We start from the raw sequence: 14475 nt of genomic DNA on the forward strand, positions 1-14475 counted from the left end.
GTGAAGAAAAACCTCCTCATATTGCTAAGTCTCATTAGCCGGGCCGTTGCACAGCAACCCGACTTTACCCCGCTGCAACAAAAGATACAGCGCTGGGTCGACAGCGGTTATTATACCGGCGCCTCCCTGCTGGTGGTGAAAGATAATAAAGAGATCTATCGTCACTACTTCGGCAATTACCAGCCACAAACAGTGGTTTACATCGCCTCAGCCGGCAAATGGCTGGCCGCTGCAGCCATAGCGGCCGTGGTAGAAGAAGGAAAACTTAGCTGGGATGACCCGGTAAAAAAATGGCTGCCTGCGTTTACAGGCAGCAAGGGAGAAGCTACCCTGCGCCAGTTGATGAGCCATACAGCCGGGTATACCGATTACCAGCCCAGGGACCGTCGGCCCGATAATTACCAGTCGCTCGATTCGGCCGTCGCACAGATCCTTCTCCTGCCGCCCGATACCCTGCCAGGTACAAAGTTCAGATACGGTGGACTGGCCATGCAGGTAGCGGGCCGGATGGCCGAGCTGGCTACTGGCAAAGATTGGGAAACCATCTTCCGGGAAAAGATCGCCCGCCCCCTCGATATGCCCTATACCCATTTTACACCGGTAGATGAGACGCCGGGCCACAACCCCATGATCGGTGGCGGCGCCCGTGCTGCACTGGACGATTATGCGCATTTCCTGTCTATGATCATCAACAATGGCGTGTACAAGGGGAAACGGATATTGACAGCTCAATCCATTGCCATCCTGCAGGCCGATCAGGTAGGCAATGCCAGCGTGTCGGCCGGTGAGTATGTAGAGCGGGCAAGAGGCAGTAAGCGGAAAGACATTTACGGGCTGGGCCAATGGCGCGAAGAAGTGAATGAGCGGGGAGAAGCCACACTGGTAAGTAGTCCCAGTTGGGCCGGAGCCTATCCCTGGATAGATAAAAAGAACAACCTGTATGGATTTTTCCTTACGCGGGTAGCCGATATGAAAAACGGCTTTTCTCCTTTTTATGCCAGCCCGGTAATACCTATGCTGGTGCGGGAGCTATTGAAGCAATGATCCTTGTTACTGTTTGTCTTTGGCTGTATTGTGCGTAAACAAAAAAGCATGACTTTCTCCCTGTTTTTATTGACCCTGATCCCATTGCCTGAAAATAAACCGCATAGCGTCATAATAGGCTTTTACGGGTTCTGTCATATGTGTGTCTTCGGGATAGAAAACATACTTATGGTCTAAACCTGCTATCTTTCTTTGGGTTATTATAGCGTCTAATTTTAAAAGATCGGTATGGAAGGTAGAATTGTCTGACAATCCTTCGTTCGCATCGCTGTAAAAGATCATTTTGTTTATAACCCGATCTTTTTAGCTTTTCATCAGCGAGTCTAAGTAAATATCCCTTATCCCACCAGAAGGATGGGCTTATCGCTATATAAGCCCCAAACATATCCGGCTGTGTTAACAGGCAATTGATCGTGGTGATACCGCCGAATGAATGGCCGGCAAAAATTTTAAAAGGTTGTGTTTTGTAGTGCAGGTCAACATAAGGGATTAGTTCAGTACCAATGAACTGGCGAAGGGTCAACGTGTATACACCTCCGGGTTATGATACAGACCCTGCTAAAAATACCCGGTGCTCTACCTGCAGCACGGCGCGGGCGAAGATGAGACGGGCTGGTCCAATCAGGGGGAAATGGACCTCATACTCGACAACCTGCTGGCCGAAGGGAAAGCAACGCCCATGATCGTGGTCATGGACAGGGGATATGCTACAGACCCCACGCGACCAACGGCCGGAGGGCCCGGCTTCATGGGCGGCAATGTTTTTCCCGAACTACTGGTAAAAGAACTAATTCCCTTTATTGATAAAACCTTCCGCACCCTCACAGACCGGGAGCACCGGGCCATGGTGTACCTCCGAGGAGTTAAAAACTAAGGCGTCGAAAAATGTTTACTTTTTGGGTTTATCAAAAAAAAGTAAACAAATGGAACAGAAACAAGTAAATGGGTTATCGAAGGAGCAAAAGATGTTTGCACTGATAGCCGAACATGAGGCCAGTACAATGACAGTAAAAGATTTTTGTGAGTTATACGATCTGTCCGTTGGGAGGTATTACTACTGGCAAAAGAAATATCACGCCCGGTTAGAAGATAAGCCGATAGTGAACCAAAGTAGTTTCACTTTGCTTAACGTGACGGAGTCGCAAGAAGTTTCCAGTGCCCAGGATCTCTTTGCGGAATACCGTGGTATCCGTTTTTACCAGGAGCCATCTGTAAGTTTTTTTAAAGCTCTAATCAGTTAACTCATGTTACAGATTAACAACAGCACCCATTACTGGCTGTATCACAAGTGGGCGGATGTAAGGAAGAGTTTTGACGGTTTGAGCGGGCTTGTCACCAACGAACTGGGAATGGAAATGCAGACAGGTGACGTATTTATTTTTTGAATAAACGGCAAACACATCTGAAGGCATTAGAATGGGAAGGGGATGGTTTTAGCTTATACTATAAGCGATTAGAGGAAGGGACCTTTGAGTTACCGGCAGGTATTATGGAAGGCACTCACAGTAGTATTACAGCTAAACAGTTAAGTATGATCTTACAGGGTGTCTCTTTGAAGAAAGCATTTTTCCGAAAGCGGTACATTGCCACAATTTGATTCTGATGGATCATTGGATGAATATATTTGACGTTGCCATTTTTTTACATGGCAACGTTTTTATTATTTTAAGAAAAATATGCCGGGTTATCCACATTTCCTGGTGCTATTTTTTTAAATCGGTTTTGGGTGTGGCTTTATCCACGTTTGCGCTGTATAACTTTCGGTTATACTATGCGGATCAAATGTATTACTACGGGCTATCTTTGCATTATGTCAGCAGCAGAAAATATAGATTACAAAGCGCTCTACGAGCAACTGCTGCCGCTATTAAACTCGCAACAGCAAAGCAATCTTCAATTACAAAACCAGATTACGCAGCTACAATATCAGGTGCAGCAACTCACGAAGTTATTAGGTGGTTTTAAGTCTGAGCGTTTTATCCCTTCCGGGACACAAGGACAACAAGAGCTAGCGCTGGATTTTGAAAAGGCCTTCGTCGCTACTAACCTGTCTGATGTTCAAAAAATAAGCTATGTCAAGACCAAGCAAGCCCCTCGGGAAAACGGCTTGCAAAACCCCTTTCCGGAACATTTACGCGTAGAAGAGCAAGTCATAGAACCGGATGAAGATGTAAGCCATTGTGAGAAAGACGGGGAGGAAGTCAAAGAGCAACTCGGTTGGAAGCCGGGCGAGATATTTATCAAACGCACTGTTTGCCCCTGTTATAAATGCCCGTTACCAGGTCAGCCTGGCGAACACCGTATAGTAGTAGCCGGACAACCGTCACAGGCTATGCCCAAAAGCATAGCGACCCCTGAGTTATTAGCCCATATCATCATCGATAAGTTTATTGATCATAAGCCGCTGAACCGCCAACTGGACAGCTTTAAACGTAGTAATATCAGTATTGCATACTCTACCATTACCGATTGGGTATGCATAGTAGTAAGCACGTACTTGAGCCAGTCGTAAGCGTTAACATCATGCAGTTTACATGTGGCTAGCAGAGAGTATGTAATAGCAGCGTTTGGGGAACCGGCGAAGTGGAAGTTGTTTCTGCCTAAAGCGATGGGCCGGATGGCGTCTCGATAAGATTAGTATCCATGTGTAGATACCGGATCATAGCAAGAATCTACAAAGAGCTCCTGTTCTAATAACTCCCGTCATAATAGCTTCAAAGAACTAATGTAAATGTATGCTCCTTTGTAATCGCTTCGGTAATGTCGAGGACCGAATGATTACGCCTTCGCGCCACTTCGTGTCGCTGGTTTTTTTATTTGTTCGCTTTTGAGCGCAAGCGCTCAACGCCGCCAAATAAAAAAGCCTCCCGACTACCTCGGAAGGCTTTGTGCCCCACAATGGAATTTTATCGAACCAATTTATTGGAGATTTGGATTTAATTTATAAGCTTAAAACAATTCTTAATCTAAATAAACCTTTAAAAATCAATTTATAATAATCTTTATCCAACCAAAACAGCGAATATCAAGCCTTTATTTTTTTGCCAATCAGCAACAAAAACCAATTTTCTGCTCTGATAGACTTTATGCAAGTCCCCCAATTAACCAACATAGAGCGGGAATTGATAAATCGTATTCAGCGCAATCCTGAGGCGTACAGGGAACTTATTGTAAATTACCAGCAACTGGTGACAATGATCGTATCGGGACTGATACCCTGCCCCGATAACAGGGCGGACATTATACAGGATGTGTTCTTAAAAGTATATGAGCATCTTCCAGTGTTCAGATTCGAATCAAAACTTTCCACCTGGATTGGCCGCATTGCTTACAATACCTGCCTTGCCTTCCTGCGAAAAAGAAATATCTCTTGCTGGACGATCTTGTGAAAGATAATATTACCGAAGACGATATACCGGCCCTTATTGGTATAAAAAGCGAAGAGTACGTTCAGCCAGATGAAATTTTCAACCTCAAACAAACGCAGCAATTATTGATTTCGGCTATTGAGCAATTGCCGCCGCTCTACAGAGCCATCGTGACATTATATCATACCCATGAATACAGCTATGAAGAGATAAGTGCCATTTGCGCCTTACCCATAGGTACCGTGAAAAGTTATTTATACCGCAGCCGCAGACAATTAAAAGAAATACTCCTTCATCATGTAAATAAAGAAGATTTATGAGCAGTCATCATTTAACCGATTCTGAAATACAACAATACCTGGACGGGGTATTGGCCAAGGACAGCCCTTTAAACGAGCATTTGCAGGATTGCCCCGCTTGCCGGTTGCAGGTTAGTTTTTACAAGGAGATTTTTACAGTGATTGAACAAAACCTGCCTGTTTCAACAGATACACTCTTGCCCGATATCATCATGGCGAATATCATGACCAGCGCTAAAAATAAAGCTGGCCGGAGCCAGGTAATAATTCTGTATGGAATAGCTCTTGCAGTACCGGCTTCCATCCTGTTTTTGTTTGGAAGAGGACTGGCACAAGCCTTTTCAGGCATAATAGAGTTGTTTGGGCAACATCAATATATACAGTTCTTTTCCGTATTCTTATTTTCAGGGACGCTCCTGCTTTTTTTTTCAATTGCTTGATGGTAAATGGAGCTACAGGGCAAAATATGGAAAAACGCCTGTTAAACCTGCAACAAAAATTAGTTTGAATAATCTGATAAACTACAAAACATCAATTATGAAAAAGCTCCCGGTAATAATATTCGTTCTTTTTATGGCCATTTTTCCGGCGGGAAACAGCCTGAAAGCACAGGATGAAATTGATTCGCTTAAAAAGCAAATAACCATTGATTCATTAAGACAGGCCGCTCATCTTTTGCAGGACCTATACGACCGCGATAAGAACAAATTAATTCCCGACCGGGTAATTGAGATAGGACTGCCCACTGCGCTGATACTGATTTTCTTTTATGTAGTATTAACTATTATCAGGATCAATGCCAATAAGGCCCTTAAAATAAGAATGATTGAAAAGGGCCTGCCGGAAGAAACCTTGAAACAATTATTCACTTTCTCCAGGACCGAGCCCATGTTTGGCGCATTAAAATGGGGATTGGTACTCGCGGGCACCGGTGCAGGAGCAGTGGTAGCACACTTCCTGCCCTTTGGACTTATGACTTTTGGGATTATTACTTTATTTGCTGCTCTTGGCTTTTACATCTACTATTTGCTGTTGAAAAACAGTCCTGATTATTTAACCATAATAAATTTTTATGAAAGTCATGCAAATCATTGCAACGGCAATTTCATGCCTGTTGCTGAACACCACTTTGTGCCTGGGACAGCCAGGCAACAGGCCAATCACTGCCAAAGGACAGGATAGTATTATCGAAAGAGCATTCCGGTTGCTAAAAGACAATTACGTATTCCCCGGAAAACTGCCTGATATCGAAATCCGGCTTCGTCAAAAACTAAACAGCAATGCCTACAAGACCGTTACCACTCTGTTTGACTTCCTGGAAATGTTCAATAAAGACCTGGAAACAATTGCTGGCGATAAGCACCTGGATATATTTTACGGACCAGTGATCGTACGTCAACTTATGGCTGATAAAAACACTACAAACAAAGAAGAACCTGATGAAAAATACCTCCGGTTTCTTCAATATGAAAACTTTGGTCTGCGGGAGGTAAAGCGGCTGGATGGTAATATTGGCTATTTTAAATTCAATCACTTTGCGGATATCAGCCTGGCAAAAGAATCGGTGACAGCCGCCATGAATTTCCTTTCTAATTCTTACGCCCTTATTATTGATTTGAGGGAAAATGGGGGTGGACACGCCGATATGGCCAATTACCTGCTGAGTTATTTCCTGGAGGATTCAATTAAGATCGGAGAATTTAGACAGAGGAAAACAACGAGGTAGTGGAAGTTTATCTCTCCAAAGACACCCGGGTTAAAAAGCTTACGGGTATTCCGGTTTATATTATTGTAAGTAAAAAAACATCTTCAGCGGCAGAAAGCGTAGCGTATACCCTGCAAGCTTTGAAAAGAGCGGTAATCATCGGGGAGCAAACGAACGGTGAAGCCAATCCCGGCTTCAGGTTCCCCATCGATTCAACACTGTATATGATGATCCCTACTGTCGCAAATATCAATGCAATTACCAAAACAAACTGGGAAGGCACAGGTGTAATACCAGATATAAAAATAAATGCTGACAAAGCTTTATTAACTGCACAGGTCGAAGCTATGCGAAAACTATTGTCGGCTGTTGACGTGCAGGAGCTTCAGCAACTGTATAAATGGAAATTGTTTGAATTGAAATCTCAGCTAAATCCGCAACAGGCAGATAGCTCCTTCCTTTCAAATATACAAGGTCTTTATTCTAATGGCAGGGTGGTAACGTATGATAACAACTCGGTTTATTATGAAGCAAAAGACAAGATGCCTCCCACAAAACTTACCTACCTTATGGAAAACACCTTCGGGGTAGAAGGACGACCGGGATTACGAATTCAATTCGTTACAAATACTAATGGAACAGTAAAAGAATTGGTGGCCCTTTGGGACGATGAAGTGCGACAGGTATTTGCAAAGATCGCTAAATGACCAGTAATTCGATGCCAACGCCCGGGCAAAATATGCAGGGTCAGCACCATTGCATTTTTGGACACCCATAACTAAATTCGAACCTAAATATATTTAGAAATGAGAGTATATGGAATCTTAATTATAAAACAATTCGTGACTTCGAACCAAAAACCCGCCTCCAGAGCGGGTTTTGAAGAAAGAAAAAAATAGTGCCCCACATTGGAGAATTATCGAACCAATCCAAAGAAGAACTACGAATAATTTATAGTTTAAAATCGCTGATTTATTAGGTAACGTTAAAGTGTTTGATATCCGGCCAGGTAAGGAAATTTTCTGTTTTGATTTTCTTAACTTTGTTTCATGGAAAGAAAAAATTTGCGGCAGGTTTCAGAGTTCAACAACGAGCTAAAGTTGAAAGGCTTCAATGTATTTCAAATAGAAGCTGATGGTAGCGCCACAAAGACTTATAGCAGAAAGGACTTTTATAAAATTTGCCTGACTACAGGAAAAAGTAAAATCCATTATGCGGATAAAACTTTGAGCAGGAAGGAACTATTTTGTTTTTGGCAATCCACACATTCCTTATTCCTGGGAGACTATCTCCACTACCTATGTAGGATATACGGTCCTTTTTTCCGAGGAATTTTTCAAAGCATCCGACCGTTCAGAAAGCCTGCAAAATTCTCCTTTGTTTAAGATAGGCGGCACACCGGTTTTAATAATAGATGAACCTCAAAGGTTGTTTCTAAATACCATCTTTCAGCGGATGATAGAGGAGCAAAAGAGCGATTATACCTATAAAGATGATCTCATACGCAACTACATCAACCTGATTATTCATGAAGCCTTAAAACTTCAACCTTCAGAACATTACGACAAGCATAAAAATGCTGCTTCACGCCTCACTGCAGTTTTCCTTGAACTTCTCGAAAGGCAATTTCCAATTGAAAGTGCAGATAACCCCTTGCGGCTTAAAACGGCGCAGGATTATGCCAATGTTCTGCACGTGCATGTTAATTACTTGAACCGTGCAGTGAAAGAAGTAACAGGCAAATCCACAACAACTCACATAACAGAACGCATCGTTAGCGAAGCCAAAGCACTGCTGCTGCATACCGCCTGGAACATTGCCGACATTGCTTATGCGCTTGGTTTTGAATATGCTACGTACTTTAATAACTTCTTTAAAAGACTAACCGGGACAAACCCTAAAGCATTGCGGATGCAGGAAGTTTGAAATTCTTAATTATTGGTTTGATAATCGTTACTAGTAGGCTTACTTATTGTGGGACCTTTGTGGTATGGTATCAAATCAGCATAGCAAAGGCATTTTTGAACGGCTAAGAAATGGAGAAGCTATTCCAGCCAATAATCCCGAAGCCTACAAATTGCGGGAGGCTTCTTTTGCTACCAAGAAGCTACTGGTTCAGCTAAACAACTCCTTTGACCCGGAAGAAATCAGAGACTTACTAAGCCAAATTACTAATTCAGAAATTGACGAAAGCGTTGCCGTTTTCACACCGTTGTATATGAACTACGGCAAGAACATCAAAATCGGTAAGAACGTCTTTATCAACTTCGATTGTGTCTTCCTTGATTTAGGAGGTATTACCATTGAAGACGGTGTATTGATTGCACCTAAAGTAAGTCTATTATCCGAAGGACACCCAGTTTCCCTAACGAAAGACAATCACTTGTTCCCGGGCATATTCACATCAGGAAAAATGCTTGGATTGGTGCGGGGGCAACGATACTGCCCGGCGTAACCATTGGGGAAAATGCAGTAGTAGCAGCAGGAGCAGTTGTATCGAAAAATGTTCCAGCAAATACAGTGGTTGGTGGTGTACCTGCAAAAACAATAAAAGCAATTGAGCAATCATAAATAATTAGACAAATGAAAAAGTTAACACTATTAGCAGTTCTGTCCTTTCTACTTATAGGGCAGATCTATACTCAGACAAAGCAAAAAAAAAGAATTTATGAATAACCAAGGTCAAACAGAACATTACACTTTTCAATTAGGCGATAAGGTTACACGGCAAAAAGTAACCTTTAAGAACCGGTATGGAATTACGGTGTCTGGAGATTTGTACACACCAAAAATATCGGTAATCAAAAACTTGCTGCCATCGTCTTGAGTGGTCCTTTTGGGGCAGTGAAAGAGCAGTCTTCAGGACTTTATGCAAATGAACTTGCCGCCAGAGGTTTTGTGACATTAGCATTTGACCCTTCTTTCACCGGAGAAAGTGGCGGAGACGTTCGCAATGTTGGCTCGCCTGAAATTAACACCGAAGACTTCAGCGCAGCTGTGGACTATATCGGCTTGCTGCCTTCCGTTGACCGTAACCGGATTGGTGTAATGGGCATTTGTGGATTGAGTGGTATGGCACTAACAGCCGCTACCAGCGACAGCCGGATCAAAGCAGTTGCCACAGCGTCTATGTATGACATGTCCCGCAGCATTAGCCGCAGTTACAAAGACAGTTATACAATGGAACAGCGCCATAAGGTGATTAATTACATTAGCAAGCAGCGTTGGATAGATGCAGAAAATGGTAAAACTGCAGTGGGCTTGCACGAAGTTCCTTTTGACGAAAATGGCAACATCATAAAAGGAAACAAAGGACTTCCCGACACGCTGCCCAATAAGCCAAATCCAGTCTTAACGGCATTCTGGAATTATTATAAAACACCAAGAGGTTTTCACCCAAGGTCCATTAACTCAACAACGGCATGGACGGCTACCACACCCATGTCATTCTTCAGCTTCCCCATGGCAGCTAACATACAGATGATTTCACCTCGTCCGATACTACTGATTGCCGGTGAGAATGCTCACTCTCGTTACTACTCTGAAGACATTTATAAAATGGCTTCAGAGCCGAAAGAATTGGTGATTGTACCTGGTGCAGACCACGTTGATTTGTATGACAGGTTAGACAAAATCCATTTTGACAAACTGACTGCGTTCTTTACCCAAAACTTGAAACAAGACAAGGAGAACAAGACAGCAAAAGTGAATGAAAACCCTTCAGCAACAGCCAATATGTCAACGCAATAAACAAAGGACAATGAAAGCAAGCTACATAACCGCAATCGCTTCTTTGGCATTGCTAACAATCAGTTGTATGGAAAATAAATCAAACAAAGAAAGCAGTGAATTACAAGCCATCTTTACAAAAGGTGAATTAGGACCAGCGGAAAACTTTACTGGAAATGCATGGAACACTCCTTTGGTGCCAAACGATAGCATCTACAATACGGTAGTTGGAAATGTATACTTCGAGCCGGGAGCAAGAAGCAACTGGCATACCCATCCGGCAGGACAGATACTGATTATTACAGACGGTGTAGGTTACCACCAAATAAAAGGACAACCAAGGCAAACAATCAGGAAGGGTGATGTGGTGAGGTGTCCGCCAAATGTTTTGCATTGGCATGGTGCAAGCCCTAATACCGGTATGCAACAGATGTATATCCTACCCAAAACAGAAAAGGGCATCGTGACCTGGTTGCAGAAAGTGACAGATGAAGAATACAACAGCAGTAAATAATCTTGAAACCATTTTTTATGGAAGACAACAATCAATCATCAAGAAGAAAATTCATTCAGCAAACGGCAATGGCAGGTGCGGGAATAATGCTTACAAGTCCAGTGCAGGTTTTTCTCAATCAAATCAACCAATTTATATGGGTAGTAATATTAAATCGAAAGGCTATGCAGGTAAAGATGAACATGGAAAACTAACAGTTTGGAATTTCGAACGCAGGCCGGTTGGTGACAACGATATTTTAATTGAAATAAAATATTCCGGAATTTGCCATTCCGATATACACACCATTAAAGGACATTGGGGCAAGCAGCAATACCCACAGGTTCCGGGACACGAAATAGCAGGTATTGTTGCAGCAGTTGGAAAAATGTAACCAAATTTAAAGTTGGTGATAAAGCCGGTGTAGGTTGCATGGTCAACAGTTGCATGCAATGCGAAAGTTGTAAAAGGGACAGGAACATCATTGCGAGACAACAGGTATGGTAGGTACATATGGTACACCAGAACCATCATCGCCCACTGGTATTACACAAGGCGGATATGCGAACAACATCGTGGTAACCGAACACTTTGCTATCAAAATTCCTAAGAATATAGAGTTGCAATATGCGGCGCCATTACTTTGTGCAGGTATCACTACTTATTCTCCAATGATGCAATACGATGTGAAAAAAGGCGACAAAGTAGGAGTTGTTGGCATTGGGGACTAGGTCACATGGCAATCAAAATAGCTGCCTCAAAGGGCGCAGAAGTGTATGCTTTTACCACTTCTCCTTCAAAGGTGAATGACATTAAAGGTTTTGGTGCAAAAGAAGTGATTGTGGTAGATGCAGCAGATAAGCTAAAGCCGTGGAAAGGGAAGTTAGACTACATGATTTCGACCGTCCCTTATGCTTATGAAATGTCCGGCTACATCGATTGTGTAAAAGCCTTACGGCTATTTCACACAAGTTGGTCAACCTATTAACGGAGCACTTACCATTAATAATTTCAATATGATTTTTAACCGGGTAAATTTCAATGGCTCACTAATTGGTGGTATTCCTGAAACACAGGAAGTAATGAACTATTGTGCTAAGAACGAAATCTATCCGCAAATTCAAATTATAAAAGCGGGAGAGATAAACGATGCATGGGAAAAGGTCGTAAACAAACAAGCCCGCTACAGGTACGTTATTGATGCAGCAACAATCTAAAATTACAAACAGAAATGGAAAATAACATCAAAGGTAAAGTCGTAATAATTACAGGAGCCAGCAGTGGTATGGGCGAAGCTGCAGCAAAGCACCTGTCAATGCTTGGAGCAACAGCGGTACTGGGTGCAAGAAGAAGGGACAGAATTGAAAAGCTGGCAAAGGAAATCCAGGACAATGGTGGAAAAGCACTTGCCGTTGCTATGGATGTAACACAACGGGAACAGGTAAGGAAATTGGTTGATGCAGCTGTTGAACATTTTGGACGTGTAGACGTCATACTTAATAATGCGGGTATCATGCCCTTGTCACCGATGGACCGCCTTAATGTTGATGAATGGGATAAGATGATTGATGTCAATATTAAAGGGGTGCTCAATGGCATTGCTGCCGTTCTTCCTTACATGAAAGAGCAAAAGTCAGGTCAGATTATCAACACCTCTTCTGTAGCGGGTCATAAAATATTTAATGGCTCTGCGGTTTATTCTGCTACAAAATTTGCAGTGCGGGCATTGACGGAAGGCTTACGCATGGAAGTGAAGCCATATAATATTCGTACAACAATCGTTTGCCCCGGCGCTGTTAAAACAGAGTTGCTTGAACATATTACTGAAGCAGACGTAAGGGAGGCGAATGAAGGTTATGTCGGAGCTGTAGGGATTAGTCCGGACAGTTTTGCACGTGTGGTTGCATTTGCAATTAGCCAACCGGAGGATGTAGATATCAATGAAGTCATCTTCCGTCCTACATCCCAGGAGCTTTAGAATAAACCATAACAGGTGGTGTAGGTTGTCAATAAAACGGATAAAAGTACAATAGAGATTAGAAAGTATTCGAGCCGTAGATTATCAGTTACATCAATTATTGAGGCTTAAAATCAGTTATTATGAAACAATTACTTATGCTGGCTTTCTTGACATGGTCACTGACAAGTTGTGCATCTTGCAGTAAGAATACTTCTATAGCAGACAGCAACAACATTACAAATCCAACAGCTGGTAAAATGAAAATCAAAATCGGAAATAACACTTTTACAGCAACATTGTATGACAATGCAACAGCAACTGCGTTCAAATCACTTTTACCGTTAACGGTAAACATGGTTGAGTTGAATGGCAATGAAAAGTATGTTGATATGCCCCGCAGTCTTCCCACGAATGCATCCAATCCAGGTACTATTCAAACCGGAGACTTGATGTTATACGGTTCTTCCACTTTAGTGTTGTTTTATAAAACATTTTCCACTTCCTATAACTACACGAAGCTCGGTCGGTTGATGACGTTACAGGACTTGCTACTGCGGTTGGTTCAGGTAATAAAACGATAACTTTTGAATTATGATTACGGATAAAAACAATTTTCAAAAGAAGAATTGGAAAACTGCTTGTCATTTGCTTGTCAGCAAAGATTGACAAGTACAAATTAAAAAGCTTTGTAAATCATAGACTTACAAAGCTTCTAAGTGCCCAGGACTGGATTCGAACCAGCACACCCTTGCGAGCGCTGCGACCTGAACACAGTGCGTCTACCAATTTCGCCACCTGGGCAGGTTGTCATTCAGCCGTTTATCTCTCGATGTCCCGGCTTATTAACTTTGTGTTCGGGGGTGCAAATATAGGGTAAAATGCCATTTCAAAAAAGAGAATTTTTATTTTACTACTTCCTTTCTTTTCCAGCCAATCAGCAATACCCCAATGATTACCAGTACCGTACCGATAATCTGCTCGGGGAAGATACCTTCCCCCAATACAAAATGCGCCTGCAGGATCGTAGATACCGGCCCAATGCTGCTAATAATGGCCACATTATTGGAACCGATCTTTTTCATGCCATAGCTGATTAAGAACGAAGGTATTACCGTGGCCACAATGGCCAACAGCAAAGCATACCACCATAGGCCCGCACCTTGCTGTAAAGCAGCGTAATTGCCGGCAAACAGAAAGTGCGTAAAGATGCCACCCGTGGCTGCCAGCATCGCATAAGCTGTGAACTTCGTAGCCCCCACCTTGGGAATGATATAACCACTCCCGGCTATGTAAATAGAATAAGTAATGGCGCAAAGGAAAATGAGAAAACTGCCGTAAAAGAAGTTGGGATTATGCGTGTCTACCCGCAATTCACCAAAATAAGCCAGCCCAATGCCCACATACGTAAGCACCAAAGCTACCTTTTGCATCCGTTGTATCGGCTGCTTAAATACAAAAGCATTGATCAATACCGCAAAAGTAGGGTAGAGGAACAGGATCAATCTTTCCAGCCCGGCAGAGATATATTGCAAGCCAACAAAATCAAACAAGCTGCTCAGGTAATAACCAAATATCCCCAATAACAGCACATACCCCCATTGCTGCTTGCTAAGCCGGGTATTGTCCTGCTGTTTAGCTACCAGCCATGCAGCGGCCAGGTAAAACGGAAGCGAAAAGATCATCCGCAACGTAAGTAAGGTGAGCGCATCTACTTTTACATGCGTAAAAGCCAGCTTCACAATGATCGCCTTCGTGGAAAATAGAATACTGCCCAGGAAGGCAATCCCAAATCCCCAGGTAGTACTATTGTATTTCTTTAGCTCCGTCATCAATAAAAAAGCCCCGGCAGCAAGCAGCAAACACCCGCAACCAGGGCT

At 42.8% G+C, this 14475-nt stretch carries 24 protein-coding genes, 1 tRNA gene and 3 pseudogenes; 23 read left to right on the forward strand and 5 right to left on the reverse strand.

The window, feature by feature from the left end:
* Entirely contained in the window at nucleotides 1-1044 is a 1044-nt protein-coding gene (locus tag RS881_RS13700; protein WP_315821594.1) for a serine hydrolase domain-containing protein, read from the forward strand.
* A 66-nt stretch (nucleotides 1045-1110) separates the two neighbouring features.
* Here the strand turns inward: RS881_RS13700 and RS881_RS13705 are convergent, their stop codons facing one another.
* Together RS881_RS13705 and RS881_RS59415 are read right to left on the reverse strand one after the other, a co-directional pair.
* Nucleotides 1111-1326, reverse strand: a complete 216-nt coding sequence (locus RS881_RS13705) for a hypothetical protein (protein WP_315821595.1) — start codon at nucleotides 1324-1326, stop codon at nucleotides 1111-1113.
* A gap of 88 nt (nucleotides 1327-1414) precedes the next feature.
* Nucleotides 1415-1567, reverse strand: a pseudogene (locus tag RS881_RS59415) (alpha/beta hydrolase-fold protein); the annotation flags it as partial.
* 48 nt (nucleotides 1568-1615) lie between these two features.
* On the opposite strand from RS881_RS59415, the gene RS881_RS13710 reads away from it, so the two are divergent.
* From RS881_RS13710 to RS881_RS13725, 4 genes and pseudogenes are all read left to right on the forward strand, one after another.
* On the forward strand, nucleotides 1616-1918 hold the full coding sequence (locus RS881_RS13710) for an alpha/beta hydrolase (RefSeq protein ID WP_315821596.1): 303 nt from the start codon (nucleotides 1616-1618) through the stop codon (nucleotides 1916-1918).
* 49 nt (nucleotides 1919-1967) lie between these two features.
* Entirely contained in the window at nucleotides 1968-2285 is a 318-nt protein-coding gene (tnpA, locus tag RS881_RS13715) for an IS66 family insertion sequence element accessory protein TnpA (RefSeq protein ID WP_315815416.1), read from the forward strand.
* 3 nt (nucleotides 2286-2288) lie between these two features.
* Nucleotides 2289-2641, forward strand: a pseudogene (gene tnpB / locus RS881_RS59420) (IS66 family insertion sequence element accessory protein TnpB).
* Between the two features lie 735 nt (nucleotides 2642-3376).
* On the forward strand, nucleotides 3377-3556 hold the full coding sequence (locus RS881_RS13725; RefSeq protein WP_315824469.1) for an IS66 family transposase: 180 nt from the start codon (nucleotides 3377-3379) through the stop codon (nucleotides 3554-3556).
* On the opposite strand, the pseudogene RS881_RS13730 reads toward RS881_RS13725, so the two are convergent.
* Nucleotides 3553-3663, reverse strand: a pseudogene (locus RS881_RS13730) (hypothetical protein); the annotation flags it as partial. The gene RS881_RS13725 and the pseudogene RS881_RS13730 sit on opposite strands and share 4 nt — an antisense overlap.
* Before the next feature lie 503 nt (nucleotides 3664-4166).
* On the opposite strand from RS881_RS13730, the gene RS881_RS13735 reads away from it, so the two are divergent.
* From RS881_RS13735 to RS881_RS13815, 18 genes are all read left to right on the forward strand, one after another.
* On the forward strand, nucleotides 4167-4433 hold the full coding sequence (locus RS881_RS13735; RefSeq protein ID WP_315821598.1) for an RNA polymerase sigma factor: 267 nt from the start codon (nucleotides 4167-4169) through the stop codon (nucleotides 4431-4433).
* Complete coding sequence (locus tag RS881_RS13740; RefSeq protein ID WP_315821599.1) at nucleotides 4415-4732, forward strand: RNA polymerase sigma factor; 318 nt, start codon at nucleotides 4415-4417, stop codon at nucleotides 4730-4732. Before RS881_RS13735 ends, RS881_RS13740 begins: the two co-directional genes overlap by 19 nt.
* Nucleotides 4729-5151: an anti-sigma factor gene (locus RS881_RS13745; protein ID WP_315821600.1), complete on the forward strand. Its 423-nt coding sequence runs from the start codon at nucleotides 4729-4731 to the stop codon at nucleotides 5149-5151. Before RS881_RS13740 ends, RS881_RS13745 begins: the two co-directional genes overlap by 4 nt.
* A gap of 97 nt (nucleotides 5152-5248) precedes the next feature.
* The gene (locus RS881_RS13750) at nucleotides 5249-5893 is read left to right on the forward strand and encodes a DUF6249 domain-containing protein (protein ID WP_315821601.1); all 645 of its coding nucleotides are present in this window, start codon (nucleotides 5249-5251) and stop codon (nucleotides 5891-5893) included.
* Nucleotides 5784-6437 carry a S41 family peptidase gene (locus RS881_RS13755; RefSeq protein ID WP_315821602.1) on the forward strand — a complete coding sequence of 218 codons (654 nt, stop codon included), beginning with the start codon at nucleotides 5784-5786 and terminating at the stop codon, nucleotides 6435-6437. Before RS881_RS13750 ends, RS881_RS13755 begins: the two co-directional genes overlap by 110 nt.
* Nucleotides 6437-7123, forward strand: coding sequence for a S41 family peptidase (locus RS881_RS13760; protein ID WP_315821603.1), 687 nt, complete (start codon nucleotides 6437-6439; stop codon nucleotides 7121-7123). The genes RS881_RS13755 and RS881_RS13760 overlap by 1 nt, the downstream gene beginning before the upstream one ends.
* Nucleotides 7124-7793: 670 nt before the next feature.
* Nucleotides 7794-8342, forward strand: coding sequence for a helix-turn-helix domain-containing protein (locus RS881_RS13765; protein WP_315821604.1), 549 nt, complete (start codon nucleotides 7794-7796; stop codon nucleotides 8340-8342).
* 64 nt (nucleotides 8343-8406) lie between these two features.
* On the forward strand, nucleotides 8407-8871 hold the full coding sequence (locus RS881_RS13770; protein WP_315821605.1) for an LbetaH domain-containing protein: 465 nt from the start codon (nucleotides 8407-8409) through the stop codon (nucleotides 8869-8871).
* Entirely contained in the window at nucleotides 8859-8987 is a 129-nt protein-coding gene (locus RS881_RS13775; RefSeq protein WP_315824470.1) for a hypothetical protein, read from the forward strand. The genes RS881_RS13770 and RS881_RS13775 overlap by 13 nt, the downstream gene beginning before the upstream one ends.
* A gap of 222 nt (nucleotides 8988-9209) precedes the next feature.
* Nucleotides 9210-10166 carry an alpha/beta hydrolase gene (locus tag RS881_RS13780; RefSeq protein ID WP_350340216.1) on the forward strand — a complete coding sequence of 319 codons (957 nt, stop codon included), beginning with the start codon at nucleotides 9210-9212 and terminating at the stop codon, nucleotides 10164-10166.
* Nucleotides 10167-10233: 67 nt separating this feature from the next.
* Nucleotides 10234-10659 carry a (R)-mandelonitrile lyase gene (locus RS881_RS13785; RefSeq protein WP_315821607.1) on the forward strand — a complete coding sequence of 142 codons (426 nt, stop codon included), beginning with the start codon at nucleotides 10234-10236 and terminating at the stop codon, nucleotides 10657-10659.
* 17 nt (nucleotides 10660-10676) lie between these two features.
* The gene (locus tag RS881_RS59425) at nucleotides 10677-10853 is read left to right on the forward strand and encodes a twin-arginine translocation signal domain-containing protein (RefSeq protein WP_350340123.1); all 177 of its coding nucleotides are present in this window, start codon (nucleotides 10677-10679) and stop codon (nucleotides 10851-10853) included.
* The gene (locus RS881_RS59430; RefSeq protein ID WP_350340124.1) at nucleotides 10796-11032 is read left to right on the forward strand and encodes an alcohol dehydrogenase catalytic domain-containing protein; all 237 of its coding nucleotides are present in this window, start codon (nucleotides 10796-10798) and stop codon (nucleotides 11030-11032) included. Before RS881_RS59425 ends, RS881_RS59430 begins: the two co-directional genes overlap by 58 nt.
* A 106-nt stretch (nucleotides 11033-11138) precedes the next feature.
* Nucleotides 11139-11369 (forward strand): MDR/zinc-dependent alcohol dehydrogenase-like family protein, encoded by a 231-nt coding sequence (locus tag RS881_RS13795; RefSeq protein WP_315821609.1) that lies wholly within the window; start codon nucleotides 11139-11141, stop codon nucleotides 11367-11369.
* A gap of 5 nt (nucleotides 11370-11374) precedes the next feature.
* Nucleotides 11375-11626, forward strand: a complete 252-nt coding sequence (locus tag RS881_RS13800) for an MDR/zinc-dependent alcohol dehydrogenase-like family protein (RefSeq protein ID WP_315821610.1) — start codon at nucleotides 11375-11377, stop codon at nucleotides 11624-11626.
* A gap of 28 nt (nucleotides 11627-11654) precedes the next feature.
* A complete protein-coding gene (locus tag RS881_RS13805; protein ID WP_315821611.1) occupies nucleotides 11655-11855 on the forward strand; it encodes a hypothetical protein in 201 nt (66 codons plus the stop codon).
* A 14-nt stretch (nucleotides 11856-11869) separates the two neighbouring features.
* Complete coding sequence (locus RS881_RS13810; RefSeq protein WP_315821612.1) at nucleotides 11870-12616, forward strand: SDR family oxidoreductase; 747 nt, start codon at nucleotides 11870-11872, stop codon at nucleotides 12614-12616.
* A 122-nt stretch (nucleotides 12617-12738) separates the two neighbouring features.
* Entirely contained in the window at nucleotides 12739-13179 is a 441-nt protein-coding gene (locus RS881_RS13815) for a cyclophilin-like fold protein (RefSeq protein ID WP_315821613.1), read from the forward strand.
* A gap of 136 nt (nucleotides 13180-13315) precedes the next feature.
* On the opposite strand, the gene RS881_RS13820 is transcribed toward RS881_RS13815, so the two are convergent.
* Together RS881_RS13820 and RS881_RS13825 are read right to left on the reverse strand one after the other, a co-directional pair.
* Nucleotides 13316-13399 (reverse strand) — tRNA-Leu (locus RS881_RS13820).
* Nucleotides 13400-13500: 101 nt separating this feature from the next.
* Nucleotides 13501-14457 carry a DMT family transporter gene (locus RS881_RS13825; protein WP_315821614.1) on the reverse strand — a complete coding sequence of 319 codons (957 nt, stop codon included), beginning with the start codon at nucleotides 14455-14457 and terminating at the stop codon, nucleotides 13501-13503.
* Nucleotides 14458-14475: the final 18 nt, after the last annotated feature.

Source organism: Paraflavitalea speifideaquila, assembly GCF_032395985.1.
Classification (GTDB): Bacteria; Bacteroidota; Bacteroidia; order Chitinophagales; family Chitinophagaceae; genus Paraflavitalea; species Paraflavitalea speifideaquila.